Genomic DNA, 22,813 nt, shown 5'->3' with positions numbered 1-22,813 from the left:
CGGGCCCCCTCAACCTCCTGACCAGTGCGGCAGAGGCACGGAGCGCGTCGGAGGCCGCGTCAGAACGCGATAAACAGACACTATCCAGACACGGGCCCCGAAGAGCCGAAGCCACTTTCCAGCCAACTATCAAGCACGCTGCGATCGCACCACCTCGGTCTCACGACGGCCCCGGGGCGTCGGCGATCGGTGAAATCGCATGCGGACGAGGGCACGGGTACGACCCACCCGCGCCGATGGCCGCGCCGGCGGAGCATTCGCCACCGCATCGCCCGTCCGCGGTCCCCGCAGCGACCGCACAGGCACGAGCGGGCAGGAAGTCCCGCGGCCACAAATTGTCTTCGCAATCTCTGCTTCGCTGAGTTCGACGGTCTCGCCGTGCGATGCCGGGCCGCTCCCCTCCCCCGACCAGGCCCCTTGACTACCTGGCCTTAAGTCGGACCCGTTCCCGTGCGCCGGGTGTGAACGGCGTGACCCATGGGAAATGTTGGCGCGACACACGGACGACGAACACGACCGCGGGTCCGTGTCGGTGGAAAGAGGGGGGATGGGATGCGGTACTTCCGGCTGCTGGTCGCGGGCAACGCGATATCCGCCTACGGCAGTTACCTGAACATGGTGGCGCTGAACGTGTTCGTCTACGACGTGACGCACAGCGCCCTGGCGGCCGGGGTGTTCATGGCCGTTCGACTGGTGTCCGGAGTGGCCTCCGGATTCGTGAGCGGACGCCTGGTGTCGTCGTTCGACCGCAAGCGGCTGATGGTCGGCGCCGACGTCTGCCAGGGCGCCGCCCTGGTGGTGCTGCTGCTGGCTCCGGACGGCGCCCGGGTCGCCCTGCTCTACGGCCTTGCCCTCGTCACCGGCTGCTGCTCGACCCTGTCCCAGGTGGCGCTGCGCAGCAGCGTGCCGGAGATCGTCGGAGCGGAGCACCGGACCCGGGCCAACGGACTGCTGGTCACCGGCCGCTCGCTCGCCATGATCGCCGGCTTCGCCTCGGCCGGTGTGGCGGTCGCCCGACTCGGCTACGACTTCGCGTTCACCCTGGACGCCCTGACGTTCGCGGTCTCGGCGACCGTCCTCCTCCTGCTCCCGATCCGCACCCGGGCGGCCGCCTCCGGTTCCGCGGGCGAGGAGAAGGCCGGGGGCGGCGCGACGCCGACCGGCGGCCGGACACGGCTGCTGGTCGGGGAGGTCGGTCCGGTGCTCCTGGCGATGATCGCCGTGCGCGCGGTGGACGGGCTGGGCTCCTCCTCGCACAACGTCGCCCTGCCGGTGTACTCCAGCATGCTGGACCCGGCGCACCCGGCCACCTTCGTCAGCCAGTTCTGGGCGACCTGGGCGATCGGCAACCTCGTCACCCAGCAGGTGCTGGCGGTGCTCACCCGCCGCTCCGGGCGGACGCCCGGGGAACGCGCCTTCGCGCTGGGTGCCTGTGTGATGTCGGCCTGCTTCATCCTGGTGTTCTGCTCGCTGCCCACCCTCGCGGCCGTCGCGGCCGCGCTGGTCGCCGGGGGCGCGGACGGGTTCACCGAGGTGGTGTACGTCTCCCGGCTGCAGGCGGCGCCGGACGAGCAGCGCGGGCGCCTGTTCGGGCTCTCGGCCTCGGCCGAGAACGGCGGCTTCGGCCTGGGCATGCTGGTCAGCGGCGCCCTGATGGAGTCGTTCGCGCCGCTGACGGTGGTGGCCTGGCTGCACGGAGTCGCCATCGTGCTCTGTCTCGCCCTGCTGGCCTGGCTGGTCGTCCGCGGCAGACGGCCGGTCCCGCGGGAACTCGCGGCGGACGGATCCGAGCGGTTGCCGAGGACTGCCACGCCGGAGGGGTCCGGCCGATGAGCGGTTCCCCCGACCCCCGCATGGCGGTCATCGGCATGGCCTTCCGGCTCCCCGGGGCGGACACGCCCGAGCAGTTGTGGCGGATCGTCCGCGACGGCGAGATCCGCATCACGCATTTCGGCCGGGAGGAACTCGCGGCCGCCGGCGTACCGCCGGAGCTGTACACCCGCGACGACTTCGTCGGCGCCTCGGCGATCCTGGACGACATCGCGGGGTTCGACGCCCGGCACTTCGGGATGAGCGCCCGGGAGGCCGAACTCACCGACCCGCAGCATCGGTTGTTCCTGGAATGCGCGCAGCACGCGCTGGAGGACGCCGGTTACCCCGGCGAACGGGGCGGCACCCGGATCGGGGTGTTCGCCAGTACCGGCTACCACCTGTACTCCATGCAGAACTACCTGCTCAACAACGTCCTTCCCGACCGGGAGATGACCGACTGGCTGTCCAGGATGCAGGTCATGGTCGGCAACTACGCCGACTTCACCGCCACCCGGACCTCCTACCGGCTGGGCCTGACCGGCCCTTCCGTCAACGTCCAGACGGGCTGCTCCAGTTCACTGGTCGGCGTGCAACTGGCGGCGCAGTCGCTGTTGTCGGGGGACTGCGACATCGCGCTGGCCGGCGCCACCGCGATCCACCTGCCGCAGGTCCTCGGCTACCACTACGTCAAGGGCTCGATCCTCTCCAAGTCGGGGCGGTTGCGTGCCTTCGACGCCGCTGCGGACGGCACCGTCGGAGGCACCGGCGTGGTGGCCGTGGTGCTCAAACGGCTCGAACGGGCACTGGCGGACGGCGACACCGTCCACGGGGTCGTCCGGGGCTGGGGCGTCAGCAACGACGGCTCCCGGAAGCGGGCGTACACCGCGCCCAGCACCGAGGGGCAGCGCGAGGCGATCCGCTACGCCCTCGCGCGGGCGGGGGTCGGCGCGGACACCATCGGTTACCTGGAGACCCACGGGACCGGCACCCTCAAGGGCGACCCGATCGAGTTCGAGGGCGCGACCGCCGCCTTCCGGGAGGACACCGAGCGCACCGGCTACTGCGCGCTCGGCGCCGTGAAGGCCAACATCGGGCACCTCGACGTCGCGGCGGGGCTGGCCGGACTGGTCAAGACCCTCCTGGTGCTGCGGCACGGTGTGATCCCCCCGATGGCCGGGTTCAGCGAGCCCAACCCGCTGCTCGCCCTGGACGGCAGCCCGTTCCGCATCCCCCGTGAGGCCGCGCCGTGGCGCCAGGGCGCCACCCCGCGCCGTGCGGGTCTCACCTCGCTCGGGGTGGGCGGAACCAACGTGCACCTGATCCTGGAGGAACCCCCGGACCCCGCGCCCCGCACCGCACGCCACGCCGCCCCGGACGTGCTGCTGGTGTCCGGGAGCTCCGCCGAGGCCCTGGCCGACAATGCCCGCGCGCTGCGCGACCGGCTCCGGGAACGCCCCGCCCTGCCGACCGCCGACCTGGTGACCACCGCCGCGCTGGGCCGTACCCACGGACGTCACCGCGCCGCCGTACGCGGCGACCGGCCGGGCGCGCTGGCCGAGGCCCTGGACGCCTGGCTGGAGGGCGCGGCCGCTTCGGCGGCCGGGCGCGCCACGACCGCGGCGGTGCCCCACGAGGGCGCGCCACGGGTGGTGTTCCAGTTCACCGGCCAGGGCTCCCCCTACCCGGGGATGGCCGCCGCCCTCCACGACCGGTTCCCCGTGGTCCGGGAGGTGCTGGAGGTCTGCGACCGCGCCCACCGGGAAGAGACCGGGGACCCGTTGCTGCCCGTGCTCCTGGAGGACGGGGCAGGCGTCCGGGAGGCGTTGCGGCGGACCGATCTCGCGCAGCCCGCGCTCTTCGCGCTGCAGTGCGCGCTGGTGCGGCTCTGGCGTGAGGCGGGCGTGGTGCCCGACGCGGTGACCGGTCACAGTGTCGGCGAGTACGCCGCCCTGTACGCGGCGGGGGCGCTGCCCCTCGCCGACGGCCTGAGGCTGGTCACCGCTCGCGGCCGATTGATGCGGCGGTTGTGTCCGCCCGGTGCGATGGTGGCGGCGGCGCTCGACCGCCACTCCGCAGCCGCCCTCACCGCGTCGGTCCCGGGAGCGGAGCCGGCCGTGACCAACGGCGCGCGGGCACAGGTACTCGCCGGGCCCGTCGCCGTGGTGGAACGTTTGTGCTCGCTGCTGGAAGCGCAGGGCACCCCGCACGAGCGGCTGCTGGTGGACCGCGCCTTCCACACCGAGCAGATGCGGCCGATGCTGGAGGCGTTCCGGGCCGTGCTGGACGAGGTGCCGTTCGCGCCGACGCGTCTGACGTTCGTCAGCGCCCTCGACGGCATCGCCCGCCCCGCCGGCTGGGTCCCCGACACGGACCATCAGGTGCGGCACACCAGGGAACCGGTGCGCTTCGACGAGGCGTTGCGCGCCGTCGGCGAGCTGTCGCCGGACATCCTGCTGGAGATCGGGCCGCACAGCACACTCAGCTCCCTGGCCCGGCGCGCCCTGCCGAACGTGCGCACAGCCCCGTCACTGCGCCGGGGCGACGGCCTCGGCGCGCTGTGGGGCGCGGCGGCGGAACTGCACTGCGCGGGTGCGGACGTCCGCTGGGAGCTGTTCCTCGACGGCTGTGGCGGACGGAGGATCCCCCTGCCCGGCTACCGGTTCCAGCACCGGAACCACTGGACGGGGCCCCGGCCCGGGGCCCCGCAGGACGGAACGACCACAGGAAAGGAACCCGCCGTGGCAGCGGAGCAGGTACAGCGTGAGGCTCTGGTGGAGCGGATACTCGGGGCCATCGTGGAGTCGACCTCCCGGAATTTCGGTGAGGATCCCTCCGCGGTGGCAGCCGACACGACCTTCTTCGACCTCGGGGCCGACTCGTTGCAGATGATCAACGTGCTGCGCGAGCTGGAGAAGGAGTTCGAGGTCAAGGTCACCATGCGGGAGCTGTTCGAGGAGACGGGCACACCGCGACTGCTGGCCCGGCTCATCGCCGAGCGTGTCCCGGCGGGGGCGCTGACGGCCGCGGCGGGGCCGGCGCCGGCGGAGGGCCCCGCCCCGACGGACGCCCCGGCCTCGTACGCGCCACCCGCTCCCGCCCCGGCCACCGCCTCCGCTCCGGTCGTACCGCCCGTCACGGCACCGGCTCCCGTCACGGCACCGGCTCCCGTCGCCGCGGCCACGGCGGCGGCCGCCCCTCCGGTCGCGCAGGGCGTCGTCCCCGCTCCGGTCGCAGGAGACTTCGTGACGCGCGGCGAGTTGGAGGAACTCGCCCGCCGTGTCACACAGTTGTCGCAGATACAGCTGCAGATGATGTCCCAGCTCTCGCAGTTGCTCGCTCTGCAGGCCGCCGCGGTGACGGGCCGGCCGACCGAGGTGGCCCGGTGAGCGACCTCGACGGACTGACCGCCTCCCTGGACCGCGACCTCGCGGCCATGGCCGACCTGGCGGAGCACATCGCCGGCCAACTGGGCACGCCCGCGTCCGCACCTCCCGCCCCGCAGGCACCGTCCACCTCACCCGCCGCCGAGGTGCACGGCCCCCGGGTGACCGTCGCCCCCGGTTCCGGCATGGTGCGGGACGCCTCGCCCCAGTCGCAGCGCGCCCACCTGGACGACCTGGTCCGCCGCTTCACCGCGAAGACCCCCACCTCCAAGAGCATCGCCGCCCGTCACCGCCGCGTCCTGGCCGACAGCCGCGCGGTCGTCGGCTTCCGCCGGGCCACCAAGGAGATGCTGTACCCCCTGGCGGGCAGCGGCGCGAGCGGATCACGGCTGGAGGACGTCGACGGCAACTCCTACGTCGACATCACCATGGGCTTCGGCGTCCTGCTCTTCGGCCACGAACCCGGCTTCGTCCGCGAGGCGGTCCGCGAGCACCTGGCACGCGGCATCCGGCTCGGGCCCCGCAGCACCGAGACCGGCGAGGCCGCGGAACTGCTGGCCGAGCTGACCGGGATGGAGCGGGTCGCCTTCGCCAACTCCGGGACGGAGGCCAACGCCGCCGCCATCCGGCTGGCCCGCGCCGCCACCGGCCGGGACCGCGTCGTCACCTTCCAGGGCGCCTACCACGGGCACGCCGACAACGTGCTGGGCCGCCCGTCCGGCGACGGCACCGTCCCCGTCTCCCGGGGCATTCCGCAGAGCGCCGTGGCGGACCTCACCGTGCTCACCTACGGCAGCGAGGAGGCGCTGGAGGCGATCGAACGGGATGCCTCCCGGATCGCCGCGGTCGTGGTCGAGCCGGTGCAGAGCCGCCACCCGGCCCTGCAGCCGGTGGAGTTCGTCCGTCGGCTACGGGAACTGACCCGGCGGCACGGGATCGTGCTGCTCTTCGACGAGATGCTCACCGGATTCCGGCCCGCGCCGCGCGGCGCGCAGGAGCTCTACGGAGTCGTCCCCGACCTGGCGACCTACGGCAAGCTGATCGGGGGTGGCTTCCCGATCGGCGCCATCGCGGGCCGCGCCGACATCCTGGACGGTGTCGACGGCGGCTACTGGGACTACGGCGACGACAGCACACCACCGGCCGACACCACCTTCTTCGGCGGCACCTACCTCCAGCACCCCGTCTCGATGACCGCCGCGCGGGCCGTCCTGGGGCACCTCAAGGAGCACAGCCCCACTCTGCAGGAACGGCTCAACGCCCGGACCGCCACCCTCGGCACGGAACTCAACTCCTTCTTCGAAGAGGAGGAGTTCCCGCTGCGGGTACGGTGGTTCGGCTCGCAGTTCCGCTTCGAGCACCACGCGGACATGGAGTTGCTGTACCACCACCTGCTGCTGCGCGGGGTGTACGTCTGGGAATGGCGCAACTTCTTCCTGTCCACGGCTCATACGGACGAGGACGTGGCCTTCGTCGCCGACGCGGTCCGCGACTCCCTGCGCGAGCTGAGAGCGGCGGGCTTCTTCCCCACCCGCCGTCCCGCCGCCTCCGGACAGGCTCCCCGCGCCACCGCGTCGGTGCTCGGGTCCGCCTCCGCGCCGACGGCCCACCGAAGCTCCGCCACGCCGCCCGCCGCCGAGCCCGCGCCCGCCCCGGCACCGGCGCCCGCCCAGCCGACGGCACCCGCCCCGCCGCCGACTCCCGCGCCTGTCTCGCCCTCCGATCCTGCCTCGCTCTCCGCGTCTCCCTCGGCCGCCGAGCCCGCCTCGGCCACCGCATCCGTCCCGGCCGCATCCGTCCCGGCCGTGGCCGCGCCGCGATCCGGCTCGACAACCGAGGCGGAGACGCCGTCCTCGCCCTCGCGCCGACGCCAACACCGCCGTACCACACCGGACTTCAGCCTCTACTTCTTCGGCGACTACCCCCAGCCCTCCGACGGCGACCGTGAAGGGCGCTACGAACTACTGCTGGAGGCCGCCCGGTTCGCGGACGAGCACGGCTTCCACGCCCTTTGGATGCCCGAACGCCACTTCAACTCCTTCGGCGGGCTGTTCCCGAACCCCGCCGTGCTCGCCGCGGCCCTGTCCCGCGAGACGCGGCGGGTCCGCCTCAACGCGGGCTCCGTGGTGCTGCCGCTGCACGACCCGATCCGGGTCGCCGAGGAATGGTCGATGGTCGACAACCTCTCCGGCGGCCGCGTCGGCCTCGGCGTGGCGAGCGGCTGGAACGCCAACGACTTCGTCTTCTTTCCCGAGCGGTTCGGCCGCCACAAGGAGGAGATGTACCGGCAGCTGGACGAGGTGCGCCGGTTCTGGCGCGGCGAGCCCCTGCTGCGGGCCACCGGGGACGGTGATCGCGAGGTCCGGCTCTTCCCCCGCCCGGTGCAGGACGCCCCGCCCCTGTACACCGCCGTGGTCGGCAACCCGGCCTCCTACGAGCAGGCGGCCCGCCACGACCTCGGCATCGTCACCAACCTGATGACCCAGAGCGTCGAGCAGCTCGCGGAGAACATCGCCCGCTACCGGGACGCCCGCGAGCAGCACGGGCTCGACCCCGACGCCGGGCGGGTCGCGGTCCTTCTCCACACCTACCTCGGGGAGTGTCACGACACCGCCCGCGCCGAGGCGTTCGAGCCGATGGCCCGTTACATGCGGGCGTCTTTGTCACTGTTCAACGGGGTGACCAACAGCCTCGGGCACCAGGTCGACCTGTCCACCTTCAGCGACGCCGACCTCGACGCCCTCTTCCGGCAGGCCTACGGGCGCTACTGCGACCAGAGGTCGCTGATCGGCACCGTGGAGAGCGTGCAGCCCGTGGTGGACGCGGTCGCCGCGGCGGGCGCCGACGAGATCGTGGCGCTTGTCGACTTCGGCGTCCCGCCCGGCCTGCTGCGGTCCGGGCTGCCGCACCTCGACGCCCTTCGGCGCCGCACCCGGCAGCGGGCCGCGGAGACCGAGGCGCCCCTGTCCCCGGGCCAGGAACGGATCTGGTTCCACGAGAACCTGCTGCCCGGCCGCACCGCCTACAACGAGGTGAAGGCCGTCCGCCTCGACGGCCCGCTCGACACCGCGGCCCTGCGTGAGGCGCTGCGCGCGCTCGTCGCCCGGCACGCGAGCCTGCGCACCGTCTTCCGCGAGTCCGGCGGCGAACCCCGTCAGCTGGTCCGCGAGGCGGGCGAACCGGACTTCGCGGTCGTGGACGGCGGGAACGACGGCGACGCCGCCGTCGCGCGCGTCCTGGCGGAGGAGAGCGCACGCCGCCACGACCTCGCCGAGGGCCCGCTGTTCGTCACCCGCCTGGTGCGCACCGGCCCGGACCGGCACGTGCTGGTCCTCTCCTTCCACCACCTGGTGGTGGACGCCGCCTCGGCGACCGTGCTCAGCGGCGATCTCTCCGCCCTGTACCAGGCCGCTCGTGACCGCACGGAGGCCGAACTCGCCCCTCTGACCTGGAGTTACGCCGAACACGCGGCCGAACGGCGGGCTGCCGGGGACGGCCCCTCGGCCGCCGCCGACCTCGCTCACTGGCGGAGCGTCCTGGGCGGTCCGCTGCCGGTGCTGGACCTGCCCGCGGACCGTCCACGCCCGCCGGTGATGACCTCCCACGGCCGGGCCGTCTTCCGGACCCTGGACGCCGGACTGTCCCGGAGGCTGCGGGAGCTGAGCCGCGCCAACCGGAGCACCCTGTTCATGACGCTCCTCGCGGGGTACGCCGCGATGCTGAGCCGGGTCACCGGTCAGGAGGACATCGTCGTGGGCACGCCCGTCTCGGACCGGCCGGAGCGTGCGGAGGGGCTGATCGGTTTCTTCGTCAACACCCTCGCCCTGCGTTTCGACCTCTCCGGCGACCCGTCCTTCCGCACTCTGCTGCGGCGGGTCCGGTCCGTGGCCCTCGACGCCTACGACCACGCGGGGGTCCCCTTCGAGACGGTGGTGCGGGAACTGTCTCCCGAACGCCGGACCGACCGGACCCCGGTGTTCCAGGTGCTCGCCGAATTCCAGCCGGCCGAGCCCTTCCGCTTCGATCTCCCGGGGATCGCGGCCACCCCGCTGGACGCCGGCCCCGACAAGGCGCTGACCGACCTCACCGTCTACTTCACCGACCAGCCGCAGGGCATCCGCTGCCACCTTGAGTACAACAGCGATCTGTTCGACCCGGAGACCGTCGACGGCTTCTTCCGGGTCCTCGACGATCTGCTCACCGCGGCGGTCGACGCCCCGGACACCCCGCTCTCCGCGGCGGTCCGGACGGCGGCGGACGGCGACCCGGTACCGGAGAGCTGGGAGCACGGGGCGGAGCGTCCGGTGGACGCCACCACCCTCCACGCCTGGGTGGCACGCCGGGCCGGCGAACGGCCCGACGCGCCGGCGGTCCTCGACCGCGGCTCGGTGCTGACGTATCGCGAACTGGACGAGCGCGCGGGCCGTCTCGCGGCCGCGCTCCGGGAGCAGGGCCCCCTCGCGGACGACCCGGCGGCGGTGGTCGCCGTCCGGCTGCCCCGTTCCGCGGACCTGGTCGTCGCCGCACTGGCCGTGCTGAGGACAGGCCGCGCCTATGTGCCGCTCGACCCGTCCCTGGGCGCGGCTCGGGCGGCCCAGGTGATCGCCGAGTGCGGGGCCCGGGCGGTGGTGTGCCGGCCGGAGGCCGCGGCCGAACTCGGTCTGCCTGCCACGGTCGCCGTCGTACCACCCGACGCGGGCCCCACGGGACCGGTCGGCGCCACCGTGTCCGACGTCCCGCAGGCCCGGGACGGCGCCTCCCCCTGCTGCGTCCTGTACACCTCTGGCAGTACCGGCGTGCCCAAGGGGGTGGTGCTCACCCACCAGGGCCTCGTCGACCTCTGCCAGTGGCACCACCGGCGGTTCGTCCTCCGGGAGACCGACCGCTCGGCGCTGGTCTCCAGCCAGAGTTTCGACGGCTCGCTGCTTGAACTGTGGCCCGCGCTGACGGCCGGGGCGTCCGTCGCCGTGGCCGACGACGAGGTCCGTCGCGACCCGCGCGACCTGGCGCGCTGGTACGCCGCCCAGCGTGTCACCGTCGCCTTCCTCCCCACCGCACTCGGTGAGCAGGTGCTGCGCCTGCCCGCCGAGGACCAGCCGCCGCTGCGGGTCCTCATGCTGGGGGGCGAGGCACTGCGCACCAGACCGCGCCCGGAGGCGCCCTACGAGACGGTGAACATCTACGGGCCCACCGAGACGACCGTGCTGTGCACCACCGACACGGTCGCCCCGGACGGCGAGGGTCCCATCCCGATCGGCCGCCCGGCCGACAACGTGCGCCTGCGGGTGGTGGACGACGCGGACAAGCCGGTCCCGGTCGGCGCGGTCGGTGAGCTGCTGGTGGGCGGACCGGGGCTGGCACTCGGCTACCGCGGGCTTCCCGTCCTCACGGCCGAGCGCTTCACGGCCGACCCCGTCGGCGGGGACACGGCGGGCGACCGCTTCTACCGCACGGGTGACCTGGTGCGGTGGACGCCCCTGGGGCGGCTGGAGTTCGTGGGGCGCCGCGACGACCAGGTCAAGATCCGCGGCTTCCGGGTCGAGCCGGAGGAGGCCGCCCGAACGCTGAACGAGCTGACCGGTGTGGCCCGCGCCGTGGTCCTCGGGCTGCGGCGGGAGAACGGTGAGGCGTATCTCGCCGCGTACGTGGAACCCGACCGCGCGCTCGGCGACGACCGCCCGGAGCGGGAGGCGTTCGCCGGACGTCTGGCGGCGGAGCTGGCCGCACGCCTGCCGGACCATCTGGTTCCGCGCGCCTGGCGGATCGTCCCGGTGCTCCCGCTGACCGGGACCGGCAAGCTGGACCGCGACGCCCTTCCCGCGCCCGACCTGGTCACCCCTGCCGTCCGGCCCGCGAGCCCCGCCCGGTCCACGAGCCCCGCGGAGCTCGTGAAGGCCACCGAGCCGGTGAACGCCGGCGGGCACGGAACGACCGGCTCCCACGGCGAGCGCGGCACCACGGAGAGCGGACGCACGCCCGGCACGGGGAAACGCGGCCGGATCGAGCGGCGGCTGTGGGAGTTGTGGGCCCAGGAGTTCGGTCTCCCGCCCGAACAGCTCGGTGCCGACGCGCACTTCTTCGACCTCGGCGGCCACTCGCTCAGCGCCATGCGGCTGGTCAACCGGGTCCGCGAGGAGTGGGGCGACGACTACCCGATGGCCCTCTTCTACCAGGAACCCACCCTCGGCGCGATGGCGGCCCGCCTCGCCGGGAGCAGTGCCGCCCCCGCCCTGCGCGAGGGCCCGGCCACCGAGACGCAGGCCCGGTTCGCCGAACTGCATGCCGTCCACGACCGGCCCCAGGTGTTCAACGTCGGCCTGCGGATCACCCTCCGGGGACCGCTCGACGAGGACGTGCTGCGCCGCGCCCTGGACGGGCTGGTGGAGCGTCACGAGGCGCTGCGCACGCGGCTGGTGCGCGACGGGGACGGCGCCTGGCGGCAGGAGGTGCTCGCCCCGCGCCCGGTGGACATGCCGACGGAGGACCTGACCGGCCTGTCCGGTGCGGACCGCGAGGCCGCACTGCGCCGGGCGGCCGAGCGGGCCGCCGAGACACCGCTGGACCCCTCCACCGGGGAGGTGCTGTCCACCAGGCTGCTGCGCGCCGGGGAACGGGAGCGGACGCTGCTGCTGGTGCTGCACCACTGCGCCTGCGACGGGTGGTCGGTGAGTCTGCTGCTGCGCGAACTCGCCGTGCTCTACCGGGCCTTCCTGGACGGCACGGACCACGGGCTGCCGTCGGCGCCCCAGCAGATCGAACACGCCCGTCGCCAGGCCGAACGGGACGCCACCACCTTCGGGCGCCGGCTCGACTACTGGCTGCGGGAGTTGGACGGGGCGGACTTCTCGGCGACCGTGCCACCGGACCGGCGACGCCCCGAGACCCTGAGCGGGCAGGGCGGCGTGGTGACGTTCACGGTGCCGGCCGAGGTGCGGGCCGACGTGCAGCGGCTGGCCGCGCGGCGCGGCACCACCCCGTTCGCGGTGACGGCGGCCGCCCTGGGCCGCACGATCGCCGGGGAGACCGGCGCGGCCGACGTTCTGCTGAACATCTCCTACGCCAACCGGGAAAGTACTGACGACGAGGCACTGGTGGCCTGCACGGTCACCGGGTTCACCCTGCGGGTGAGGGACGCGGCCGCCGGTCCCTTCGGCGACCTGGTGGACCGGGTGTCCCTCACCGCGCTGCGGGGCATGGACCACGCCTTGCCGGCCCGTCGCATCGCGCCCGCGATGCGCGAGCGCACGGGGGCGGAGATGCCGGCCATGCTGCCCCTCGGGTTCGCCTACCAGAGCTCGCTGGACACCGGGCTGTCCCTCCCCGGGGTCACCACGTCCGTCGAGGACCTGGCACCCGCCGCGGCACGTTCCGAGTTCATCGTCGTCCTCACCCCCGCAGGGGATGTGCTGGAGGGGGCCGTGGAGTACTCCTCGGATCTCTGGGACCGGGAGACGGTCGAATCCTGGACCGGCCGGTACGTCGAAATCCTGCGGAATGCGGTGCGGGAGGCCCTGGACGGCTGACGCCGCCCGGGGTCGGCCACGGTGGTGAGTTCCGCGCCGGCCCGGAACTCACCACCGTGCAAGCGAAAAGGGCATCCGCTGCGGCGGACGCCCCCTCGACCCCGCAGCCTGACCAACCGTGAACCGCAGCCCCCGAACGCCGACGGGGCAGTTCAGGAGAAGGACAGCGACAGAAGGATGACTCAGGAGGCGAAGGGCTCGATCTCCCCCGCGAAGACGATGACCTGGTCGATGAGGCTCCTTCGCAGATGGACGACGTCCGTTCCCGCCAGGCGGGGGCCTCCACCAGGCGTGGTGAAGACCCACTGGTACCGGGCCCATTCGTCAGGCATGTCCACCGCTGAGCAGCGCACCATCGTGCCGGTCCCCGCCGGGTGGCGCCGGATGTCCAGCACGAACCGCTCGACCGCCGCGATTCCTTCGCTGCGACCCAACGGTCCCCAGAAGACCACGTCCGAGGTCAGGGCCTGGGAGAGCAGGGCAGTCACATAACTGTCGTTCGAGGCGTTGAACGCGGAGATGAACGTGTCGATCGCGGAGCGTGCGGTCTCTTCCTGCATGTCCCAGTAATACCAGTCGTTTCGCGTGCGCTCGTCCCACGAGCCGCCTTCCGATCACGGTGAACCATCCCGGTCACAGCACGAGCACAGCGATCTTCACTCGTTCGGGTAAGTGTTCAGCACTTCTGTGCAGCCGGCCCGGGTCAAGTCTTCTTCGCGGCCTGGGCCCGCGATTGGATCGTGCCTGCGGCCTTTACCTCGTCGCCTTCGGCATCTGACACAGCGACAGCACGCTGCCGGCTCCGGGGGCAACCCCCGAATGACCTCCAAGGCGAACCACTTGGTTACTGACGGCTGAGATAGGTGAGGACTGCGAGGACGCGGCGGTGGCCGCTGTCGGCCGGCGAGAGGCCGAGCTTGGCGAAGATGTTGCCGATGTGCTTGTGGACGGCGTTCTCGGTGATGACGAGCCGGGCCGCGATCGTGGCGTTGTCCTTTCCTTCGGCCATCAGGGCGAGAACTTCGCGTTCGCGTGGCGTGAGGGCGGCCATCGGGTCGTGGACGTGACGGGTGAGGAGCTGCCCGATCACCTCGGGGTCCATGACGGTACCGCCGGCGGCGACCCGCCGCAGCGCGTCGATGAACTCGCTCACCCGGCTCACCCGGTCCTTGAGAAGGTAGCCGACGCCGCCGCGTCCATCGGAGATCAGCTCGCCGGCGTACTGCTGCTCGACGTACTGGGAGAGGACGAGCACGGGCAGGCCGGGGTGCCGGCGGCGGGCGTGGATGGCAGCGTGGATGCCCTCGTCGCGGAAGGTCGGCGGTAGCCGTACGTCGACGATGGTGACGTCCGGTCGGTGTTCGGTGACGGCAGCGACGAAGCCGGGGGCGTCCTGGGTGATCGCGGCTACGTGAAAGCCCTTGGCGGTCAGCAGGAGTTCCAGCCCGTTGGACAGCAGGACGTTGTCCTCGGCGATCACGACCCGCACGTCAGGCTCACAGTGATCGTGGTCGGGCCGCCGCTGGGACTGTGGATGTGGACGGTGCCGTCGAGCGCCAGGACACGGTGGCGGATTCCGGCGATGCCGGTACCCAGCGTCTCGTCGGCGCCGCCGACTCCGTCGTCGGTGACCTCGATCGACAGCCGGTCACCGTCGCGTGCGACGCGGACGGTGGTCCGAGTGGCCTGGCTGTGCTTGGCAGCGTTGGTGAGCGCCTCGGCGATCGTGAAGTAGGCCACGGCCTCGACCGCGGCGGGGATCGTGCCGAGGTCGCCGATATCGAGGGTGGTGTCGATCGCCGATCGGGTCCCCAGCGCGGCCAGCGCCCCGGCGAGGCCGCGATCGGCGAGGATCGGCGGGTAGATCGTCCGGATCACCGCACGAAGCTCCGCCATGGCCTCCTCGGTACTCTCATGCGCTTCCTCCAGGAGTCTGGCCACCAGCTGGGGGTCCTCGCTCAGCGACTCACGGGCCACGCCCAGCCGCATCGCGATGGCCACCAGCCGGGCCTGGGTGCCGTCGTGCAGGTCGCGTTCGATCCGGCGGAGTTCCGCGCCGTGCGCGTTCATGGCGCCGGCCCGCGTCTCGGTCAGCGTCTCCACACGCTGCGCCAGCCTCTCGGCTGCCGAGGGGGACAGCAACGCGACACAGATCCGGGCGTGTAGGCGCGCCAGCAGTGGAACCAGCCAGTAGGTCAGGGCCGCGAAGACGACTATTTGCGCGGTCCCCAGGGTCAACGCCGTGCCCCACCCGGACAGTGGAACACCGACGGCGAAGCCGCCCGCGCGGGTGCCGGCGGGCAACGCCCACCACAAGGGCACCGTAACGGCCGTGGCCACCGCGTTACCCGCGCACAGCACCACGACGAGCCCGAACGCCAGACTGCTCACGATGCATGTGCACAGCCACCCGAGAACACGCCACGTACCGACACGGACGGGACCAGAACACGGAGAAAGCAGTAGCTGGTCGGCGCGGCGACGATGTAACGACGCCCAGGCGCGAGCCATCTTCGGGACGACGAGCACGGGCAGCGCGAACAGGGCGACCGCAGCGGTGAACAGGCTTCCCAGCAGATATCCCAGACCGCGCCACATCGCCGAAAGGCGACTGGCCTCAAGGTAGTTCATTCGCAAAAGTCTGAGCCATGGCTGTCGCGCCCGGCACTACAGCCCGCTACCCCTTTTTCCCACCGGTGAGCGGTACCGTCAGCGCACCTCGGCCAGACCTAGCGTCAACGCCCATGACGACTCCACCGATTCGTTCGCCACGGCGACGCGGCCGGTCCATCCGACGAAACCTGGCGCTGGCCGCCATCATGGCCGGAACCCTTTCCACCAGTTGCACGTCCGGCGCGAGCGCCGCCAGACACCACGACGGCCAGGCCCGGCTTCGGCGCGACGCCGACGCGATCACCGCACTCGGCGTGAAGGGAGTGCAGGCCCGCCTGGTCACCTCCGACGGCCGGAACCTGACCGCCACCAGCGGCGTCGCCGACCTGACGGCCCGCCGGCCGGTCCCCTCGAACGGCCACTTCCGGATAGCCAGCGTCACCAAGACGTTCGTGGCCACCGTGATCCTGCAACTCGCCGGCGACGGCAAGCTCTCCCTGAACGACACGGTCGAGCGATGGCTGCCCGGCGTGGTGTCCGGAAACGGCAACGACGGCCGCGCGATCACCATCCGCCAACTGCTCCAGCACACCAGCGGCATCCACGACGACTACCCCGACTACACCTCGGCGAAGAACTTCCACCAGCATCGCGACGACACCTACACACCCGAGCAGACCGTCGCCCGAGCGATGCGCCACCGCCCGGACTTCAAGCCCGGCAAGGACTGGAATTACTCCAATACCGGCTACGTCCTGCTCGGCGTGATCATCCAGCGGGCCACCGGGCACCCCTGGCATCAGGAGGTACAGGATCGGATCATCCGGCCGCTCGGCCTCGATCACACCTTCTGGCCGGGTACTTCTCCCACGCTGCCCCAGCCACACGCCGAGACCTACCAAAGGTTCGAGCCCGGCGAACCGCCCGTGGACGTCACCGAGCAGGTCGGCTCGGGCACCAACGGAGAGGCCGGACTCGTCTCCACCACCGCCGATATCAACCGGTTCTTCCGTGCCCTGCTCGGCGGCCGGCTCCTGCCCCCGGCGCAGCTGACGCAGATGAAACAGACCATCCCCGTCAGCAAGGAGTTCGAGCGGCTCATGCCGGGCGTCCGTGATGGGCTGGGGCTCTTCTCCCGCCCGCTGTCGTGCGGCGGCAGGTACTGGGGCCACGAGGGCGGCGATTCCGGGTGGATCACCGCCGACGGTGTCACCGCCGACGGCCGGCGCAGCGTCACGGTCTCGTTGTCGGGCGTGTTCGCCCAATCGGCGGACGACGTCCTGCACGTGGAACAGGCCGAAAGCAAGCTGGTCGACGACGCCCTGTGCACGAGTCCGAACGCCGACCATCAGCGGCGTTGAGGTTCTCCGCATGGAGCGGGTACGCGACATCTGCGCGGCGCACGGTCCGGAATCAGGAAGGCCGGGCGGCGACGGCGGCGTCCGCACTCCCGCAGCGGATCCGGCGTCATCCTGATCCGCCACGAACCCGGGATGGTTCGGGAGATCGGGCAGCCCCGATCCGTCCCCCACCCGGACGGCCGGGTGGGGGACGGATCGGGGGGAGGCGGGACTACTTGAGGTAGGGGCCGTCCGTGCCGATCTTGCCGGGCGCGGCGTTCTTGCCGCCCAGGTCGAGGACGTAGACCCGCATGTCTCCCTTGCCGGGGGCGGTGATGGACAGGGTGCCGTCGGTGACGTCGCGCACGTCGCCGGTGACGGCGTCGACGTAGCGGCCGTTGGGGATGCCGGTGAAGGTGGCCGCGTCGGTGACGGTGACCAGGGCGAAGCTGTCCACCCCGGAGGTGGCGTCGGTGTAGCGGCGTTTGAAGGAGATGCCGCCGTTGACGCCGTCGGTGCTGTACTGGCCCATCTGGAGCGCGGGAATGGCCCGCCGGATCATGTTCAGCCGCTGCAGGTGCTTGACCAGCGGCTGCGCGAGGGTGTTGGCGACCTCGCCGGAGGCGCCGGAGACCACGCCGTAGTCCGAGGCGGTGACCGTGCCTTCCAGGTGGTCGCCGTAGTAGGCGCGGCCGGTGGTCGCCAGCGGGCAGCTGGGCCCGCAGTCGATGGTCTTGCCCGCCTGGAACTGGATCTCCGAACCGTAGTAGAGGGTCGGGATGCCGCGGAAGGTCCACATCAGGGCCATGTTCTCGGCCCAGGCGTCCTGGCCGCCGTCGTAGCGCACGGACGACTTGTTGGGCCCGTAGTCGTGGCTGTCGACGTAGACCACGTTGTACGTGGCGTCGTTGGTGGAGTCGTCGGAGTCCTTGCCGTTGAAGAAGGCGTTGTGCGCGTCCCCGAAGTTCATGTGCATGCGCATGTCGATGATGTTCATGCCGGAGAACTGCGAGTGGTCCGGGGTGTGGTAGCTGTTGCCCTGGAGGAAGGCGTTGGTGGAGGTGGGCTGGTTGGCCGTGCCGAGCTGCTCCTCGTAGGTGTACTGGTCGAGCGCCGCCTGGACGTCGTCGTCCGTGTACTGCTTGCGTTCCTTCCAGGTGTAGAACTGCGCGGAGTGGTTGACCGATCCGCGGTTCCACTTGTCGTTGACGAAGGCCCCGACCTCACCGAAGACGAAGAAGTTCTGCGCCTTGTCCTGCCCCCAGTCCTGGAGCACCCGCTGCTGGATCGCCGGCAGGAAGCGGCGGTTCCAGGTCACCCGTGGAATGTGCACGGCCGTGTCGAGGCGGAAACCGTCCACGCCCATGTCGATGTACTTGTTGTACGCGCCGATCAGGTAGTTCTGCACCGTGGGGTTCTCGGTGTTGAAGTCGGCCAGGTCGTCGGCCAGCCAGCAGGAACGGGAGTCCTCGCCCTCCCAGTTGCCGATCCAGCACTGGTGGTACAGCGAGGCGGGGAAGAGCTTGTTGGTGGGACCCGGCCACTGGCAGTTGTAGAGCGTGTAGCCCTCGGGGCTCTTCTGGCCGGTGGGCGTGCCCCAGTTCATGCAGGTGTTCCCGGACGGTTCAGCGGTGGACCACAGGTCGCCGTTGTAGTACGACTTGCCCGTCGCGGGGTCGATCGTCAGGCCGTCGTACTCGAAGCCGTCCTGCTTCTGGTCGTAGTACCAGGACCACTGGCTGTCCCGGACCCCGTACACGGTCGGCACGTACAGGCCCTTGGCGCCCCAGCGGGAGCTGTGGTTGTACACGACGTCCTGGTAGATCTTGATTCCCTTGGCGTGCGCGGCGTTGATCAGGTCCTGGTACGACGCGCCCGCCGACTCCAGGCGCGGGTCGACACGGTAGAAGTCCCAGCCGTGGTAGCCGTGGTAGTCGTAGTCGGAGCGGTTGAGGACGACCGGGGTGATCCAGATCGCGGAGAAGCCCAGGGCCTTGATGTAGTCCAGCTTCTGCACCAGGCCCTTGAAGTCGCCCCGGAACATGGGGTCGTTGTTGGCGGCGTTGCCGGACTTCACGTCCTGGTTGCCGCCGCGGTTGTTGGAGCTGTCGCCGTCGTAGAACCGTGCGGTGAGCACGAAGTAGATCGGGTCCTTGCGCGGGTCGGTGCCGATCGGGGTACCCGGCTTCGCCGGTGGCGGCGCGCTGCCGGTGGTCGCCGACGCCGAGGCGGAGGCGGCCGAGACGTTGCCGGCGGCGTCCAGGGCCTTCACGGTGTAGGCGTAGGTGGTGTTCGCCTCCAGGCCCGACTCGCTGAGCACGGTGGATCCGACGGTGGTCACCTGGCTGCCCTTGGTGCCGCCGGTACGGGTCACCTGGTAGCCGGTGACACCGGTGTCATCGGTCGAGGGGTCCCAGGTCAGCACGATCGAGGTGTCCGTGGCGGTGGCCTTCACCGCCGTGGGGACCGTCGGCGGCGTGGTGTCCGGCACGACGGACGCGCAGGGGTCCGCGGCGTTCTCGGTGACCACCTTGTCCTTCACCGTGGAAACGCCGGTGGACAGGGCGTAGTTGGCGCCGTTGTTGTTGTCCCAGGTCCCGTTGCCGTTGTTGAACGTGGCAGCCAGCCCGGACGCCCCACCGAGGTCGACGGTCTTCCTGAACCACCCCGGGCACACCTGGTCCATGCCGATCCCGGGGACGGCCGTCCACGCGCCCCCGTTCGGCGCGTAGTGCAGGTTGACCGTCGACCAGCCGACGGTCTGCGCGTAGTAGAACACCGTCGCCGTGCCGCCGGACGTGGCGGTGGGGGTCGGAGTGGGTGTGCCGGTGCCTCCGTCACCTCCCGCGCACGGGTCGGAGTGCGCGATCACCCCGTCCTTGACGGTGATCGTGCCCGTGCCCAGGGCGTAGTTCTTCCCGCCGTTGTTGTCCCAGGTACCGCTGCCGTTGTTGAACGTGGCCTGCCAGGTCGTGGCCGACCCCAGGTCCACGGTCTTCTTCACCCAGTCCGTGCACCCGGCGTCCATCGCGACGCCGGGCACCTGGGTCCAGGACGCACCGTCGGGCGCGTAATGCAGGTAGTACTGGGTCCAGTTGCGGGTCTTGGTGTAGTAGAACACCGTCGCCGTGTTGCCCGCCGTCGCCGCCGCGGGGGATGCGGTGACCGTGCTGCTGACCCGAGGCGCCGCCGTCAGCAGGACGACCGCGCCCACGGCGGCAAGCAGCGCGGCAAGCGGCCGTCTCAGACGCCATCGTAGGGAACGTCTCACGCAAAGACTCCAGCTGTTCGCGCGGCCGAGGCCGCGGTGACCGACAGGGCGGAGCGGCCGCGCAGGCTGCCCCGTGTGGATCTCCCGCCGGGGAGCCCTGGCGAGCCGCAGCTTCGTGGCGAGCGGCAGCTCCTCACCGAGAGGAAAGGAGAGGAGAAAATTGCTGCAAGCTCTTGCACGCCGGGAAGTTACCGGCTCGCCACAGGGGCGTAAAGAGCTTTCGCAGGATCAGATTCACGGGCTTCGGGCATGGACAGGGCGGCGACCAGCGCCAGGCCAGCGGCTGGCACATCCGCAAGTTGCTGAAACAAATTGCACCGGAAGCCTCGACTCCCCCTTCGCGCCGGAGGCCATGGTCCCCAGGCACACACCGGCGCCGACGTGGGCCGGCCCCTGGTCGACGGCTGTTCAGGCGGTCGCGATGAACGCCCGGGTGACGGCCGTGATCGCCGGGGCCGGGTGACCGGAGAGGCGGGCCACGAGCACCCGGCGCTTCTCGGGAGGCGCGCCGTCGACGCGCAGCAGGCTCACCCCGGGCGGCAGCACCGGTGAGAGCGCGGACGGCACCGTGGTCACGCCGAAGCCGCCGGCCACCGGCTGGAGCTTCGTCAGCCAGTCGCGCGCGGAGTGGATGACGTGCGGCCGTCCGGGCAGGCCGGGCCAGACGCCGAGCATCGGCTCGGAGCTCGATGACGGGGTGACGATCCACGCGGCGTCGACCAGGTGCAGATGCAGATCCAGGACATGGCCGCCCTGCTGTTCTGCGGCACCATCGTCAGCTGACCGCTGATGCCCGTCTCCTGAGCGGCCGTACCTTCTGTCGCGGTGCGGGTTCTGCTGTTGCCCACTCAGATGACGAGCGAGTTGGCTTTCAGCGGTCGTAGACGAGCAGGCCGTCCGCTCGGACCCGGGCACCCGGGGTCGGGTGGTGCTCGGTCAGCCGGCCGTCGTGGCCGAGGTGCTCGACACGGGTGTGCCGGATGAGGACGGCGAAGTCGGCGATGATCCGGCGGTGGCAGCGCCACCACAGGGTCTCGGCGCACATCACGGCGGTCACGGCGGTGGCAGCCTGGTTCAGCAGGTCGTCCATGGCCGCCAGGAACTCCGGCTCGCGGGTGTGGCCGGCGTAGCCGCGGAAGGAGTCGTTCTCCCAGAAGGTGTCGGGCGAGTCCGGAGCCGTCTTGCGGAAGCCGCCGAGGCGCCGCTCCCACCGGTAGTCGATGTCCTGCTCGGGCAACCAGGTGGACAGTGCCTGCCGGCTCGCGTCGGGGTTGCGGCGGCTGCCGGGGGCCGTTCTGACATCCACGACCGCGCGCACTCCCGCGCCGTGCAGCAGGGTTGTCAGCTCCGCGCGGTCGGCCGTCCCGTGGCCGAAGGTCAGCAGCCTCGGTCCGCGGGCGGGGGCGCCGCCGGGTGCCTCGTGCGGCCCCGATGACGGCGGCGTCACGCCTTGGCGACGGTGAGCAGGACGGCGGCGTCTTCCAGGGCCTGCAGACTGTGCCGGGCGGGCGGCACGACCAGCAGGTCCCCGGCCATGCCATCCCAGGAGGCGTCGCCGCTGAGCAGCCGGACCCGGCCGTGCAGGACCAGGACGGTTGCCTCGCCCGGGCTGTCGTGCTCAGCCAGCTCGGTGCCGGCCGTCAGCGCGAGCAGGGTCTGGCGCAGGTGGTGCTCGTGGCCGCCGTAGACGGTCTCGGCGCTACGGCCGGCCGGGTTGGCTCTGGCGCGTTCGAGCTGTTCACGGGCCCGTGCCTCCAGGGAGAACTTCTGCATGCGGAGAGTGTGGCAGCGTCACCGCCCCGGTGTCCCGGTGCCCCTCCGTGGAGGTCCACCGGGGAGGGTCAGGACGGCAGGAGGGCGCGCAGCGCGTAGGGCAGGATGCCGCCGTGCCGGTAGTAGTCGGCCTCGGTGGGGGTGTCGATGCACAGGCGTACGGTGAAGCGGATGGTGCTGGCAGGGCCCTCGGCGGTCACGGTGACCTCGTGGGGCAGGTCGGCCAGGCCGTGGATGGTGTAGGTCTCCTCGCCCGTCAAGCCGAGCGTTTCGCGGTTCTCGCCGGGGCGAGCTGGAGGGGAAGGACGCTCATGCCGATGAGGTTGGAGCGGTGGATGCACTGGAAGGACCCGGCGAGGACGGCCCGGACGCCAAGCAGGGCGGTGCCCTTCGCCGCCCAGTCGCGCGAGGAGCCGGAGCCGTACTCCTCGCCGGCGATGACCAGTAGCGGGGTGCCCTCGGAGGCGTAGCGGGTGGCGGCGCCGAAGATGGTGGTCTGTTCGCCGGTGGGCACGTGGCGGGTGAAGCCGCCTTCGGCGCCGGGGGCGAGCTGGTTGCACAGGCGGATGTTGGCGAAGGTGTCACGGTTCATGACTTCGTGGTTGCGGCGTCGGGAGCCGTAGAAGTTGAAGTCCCTTGCTTCAACCCCGTGTTCGCGCAGGTACGCACCCGCGGGGGAGTCGGCTTCGGTGGCGCCGACCGGGGAGATATGGACGGTGGTGACGAAGTCGCCGAGTACGGCCAGCACCCGGGCGCCGCCGATGTCGCGCACCGGATCGGGCTGGCGGCGGATGTGCTCGAAGAACGGGGGCTGGACAGGTTCCTGTTCATCCGCAGTCGCGCACCGGACACAGAGCGACCCTGCCAACACCAGGCAGTTCCGACATCTGCCCCTCTAGCGTTGCGCGCTGCATGTCGGAGAGGCTGTCGGGAAATCCAACTTCCAGGTAGGCCTTGTTCGCACCGCCGAACTGGCTGATCGTCACATCCGAATCTCCGAACGGCTTCAGGCGTTCAGTGACTTCCCCAAGGTCAACCCCCGTGCCACGATATGCCGCTCCCATGATGACGTGACGTCACATGACCGTTTCCGGGGCG

General features: G+C 71.5%; 12 protein-coding genes and 1 pseudogene. 4 read left to right on the top strand and 9 right to left on the bottom strand.

What is annotated here, in order from left to right; genetic code table 11:
- Positions 1-552: 552 nt before the first annotated feature.
- Genes ACWDD7_RS07140 through ACWDD7_RS07130 form a run of 3 tightly spaced genes read left to right on the top strand, consistent with a single transcriptional unit; the run spans position 553 to position 12,718 of the window.
- Entirely contained in the window at positions 553-1,833 is a 1,281-nt protein-coding gene (locus tag ACWDD7_RS07140; RefSeq protein ID WP_450456646.1) for an MFS transporter, read from the top strand.
- A complete protein-coding gene (locus tag ACWDD7_RS07135; RefSeq protein WP_450456645.1) occupies positions 1,830-5,198 on the top strand; it encodes a type I polyketide synthase in 3,369 nt (1,122 codons plus the stop codon). The genes ACWDD7_RS07140 and ACWDD7_RS07135 overlap by 4 nt, the downstream gene beginning before the upstream one ends.
- Complete coding sequence (locus ACWDD7_RS07130) at positions 5,195-12,718, top strand: MupA/Atu3671 family FMN-dependent luciferase-like monooxygenase (RefSeq protein ID WP_450456644.1); 7,524 nt, start codon at positions 5,195-5,197, stop codon at positions 12,716-12,718. The genes ACWDD7_RS07135 and ACWDD7_RS07130 overlap by 4 nt, the downstream gene beginning before the upstream one ends.
- Before the next feature lie 182 nt (positions 12,719-12,900).
- Here ACWDD7_RS07130 and ACWDD7_RS07125 read toward each other — a convergent pair whose 3' ends face one another.
- From ACWDD7_RS07125 to ACWDD7_RS07115, 3 genes are all read right to left on the bottom strand, one after another.
- Positions 12,901-13,278, bottom strand: coding sequence for a nuclear transport factor 2 family protein (locus ACWDD7_RS07125; RefSeq protein ID WP_351866991.1), 378 nt, complete (start codon positions 13,276-13,278; stop codon positions 12,901-12,903).
- A 284-nt stretch (positions 13,279-13,562) separates the two neighbouring features.
- Positions 13,563-14,207: a response regulator transcription factor gene (locus ACWDD7_RS07120; RefSeq protein WP_351866988.1), complete on the bottom strand. Its 645-nt coding sequence runs from the start codon at positions 14,205-14,207 to the stop codon at positions 13,563-13,565.
- The gene (locus ACWDD7_RS07115; protein WP_450456643.1) at positions 14,195-15,349 is read right to left on the bottom strand and encodes a histidine kinase; all 1,155 of its coding nucleotides are present in this window, start codon (positions 15,347-15,349) and stop codon (positions 14,195-14,197) included. The genes ACWDD7_RS07120 and ACWDD7_RS07115 overlap by 13 nt, the downstream gene beginning before the upstream one ends.
- 188 nt (positions 15,350-15,537) lie before the next feature.
- Between ACWDD7_RS07115 and ACWDD7_RS07110 the strand changes: the two genes are divergently transcribed.
- A complete protein-coding gene (locus ACWDD7_RS07110; RefSeq protein WP_450456642.1) occupies positions 15,538-16,692 on the top strand; it encodes a serine hydrolase domain-containing protein in 1,155 nt (384 codons plus the stop codon).
- Between the two features lie 211 nt (positions 16,693-16,903).
- Here ACWDD7_RS07110 and ACWDD7_RS07105 read toward each other — a convergent pair whose 3' ends face one another.
- From ACWDD7_RS07105 to ACWDD7_RS07080, 6 genes and pseudogenes are all read right to left on the bottom strand, one after another.
- Complete coding sequence (locus tag ACWDD7_RS07105; RefSeq protein WP_450456641.1) at positions 16,904-19,942, bottom strand: carbohydrate binding domain-containing protein; 3,039 nt, start codon at positions 19,940-19,942, stop codon at positions 16,904-16,906.
- Positions 19,943-20,350: 408 nt separating this feature from the next.
- Positions 20,351-20,617: a hypothetical protein gene (locus ACWDD7_RS07100; RefSeq protein ID WP_450456640.1), complete on the bottom strand. Its 267-nt coding sequence runs from the start codon at positions 20,615-20,617 to the stop codon at positions 20,351-20,353.
- A 196-nt stretch (positions 20,618-20,813) separates the two neighbouring features.
- Positions 20,814-21,389: a DUF488 domain-containing protein gene (locus ACWDD7_RS07095; protein ID WP_450456639.1), complete on the bottom strand. Its 576-nt coding sequence runs from the start codon at positions 21,387-21,389 to the stop codon at positions 20,814-20,816.
- Positions 21,386-21,715: a cupin domain-containing protein gene (locus ACWDD7_RS07090; RefSeq protein WP_351866974.1), complete on the bottom strand. Its 330-nt coding sequence runs from the start codon at positions 21,713-21,715 to the stop codon at positions 21,386-21,388. The genes ACWDD7_RS07095 and ACWDD7_RS07090 overlap by 4 nt, the downstream gene beginning before the upstream one ends.
- A 68-nt stretch (positions 21,716-21,783) precedes the next feature.
- A pseudogene (acnA, locus tag ACWDD7_RS07085) lies at positions 21,784-22,529 on the bottom strand (aconitate hydratase); the annotation flags it as partial.
- A 13-nt stretch (positions 22,530-22,542) separates the two neighbouring features.
- On the bottom strand, positions 22,543-22,701 hold the full coding sequence (locus ACWDD7_RS07080; RefSeq protein WP_450456735.1) for a hypothetical protein: 159 nt from the start codon (positions 22,699-22,701) through the stop codon (positions 22,543-22,545).
- Positions 22,702-22,813 lie beyond the last annotated feature (112 nt).

This window comes from Streptomyces sp. NPDC001056 (assembly GCF_053598955.1).
Note: the sequence above shows the minus strand (reverse complement) of the source record. Positions and strands in the feature narration are given on the sequence as shown.

Excerpts from the sequence above, each read along its gene's own strand:
- ACWDD7_RS07140 (WP_450456646.1), top strand. The coding sequence starts at position 553 with ATGCGGTACTTCCGGCTGCTGGTCGCGGGCAACGCGATATCCGCCTAC.
- ACWDD7_RS07135 (WP_450456645.1), top strand. The coding sequence starts at position 1,830 with ATGAGCGGTTCCCCCGACCCCCGCATGGCGGTCATCGGCATGGCCTTC.
- ACWDD7_RS07125 (WP_351866991.1), bottom strand. The coding sequence starts at position 13,278 with ATGCAGGAAGAGACCGCACGCTCCGCGATCGACACGTTCATCTCCGCG.
- ACWDD7_RS07115 (WP_450456643.1), bottom strand. The coding sequence starts at position 15,349 with ATGAACTACCTTGAGGCCAGTCGCCTTTCGGCGATGTGGCGCGGTCTG.
- ACWDD7_RS07110 (WP_450456642.1), top strand. The coding sequence starts at position 15,538 with ATGGCCGGAACCCTTTCCACCAGTTGCACGTCCGGCGCGAGCGCCGCC.
- ACWDD7_RS07100 (WP_450456640.1), bottom strand. The coding sequence starts at position 20,617 with ATGCTCGGCGTCTGGCCCGGCCTGCCCGGACGGCCGCACGTCATCCAC.
- ACWDD7_RS07090 (WP_351866974.1), bottom strand. The coding sequence starts at position 21,715 with ATGCAGAAGTTCTCCCTGGAGGCACGGGCCCGTGAACAGCTCGAACGC.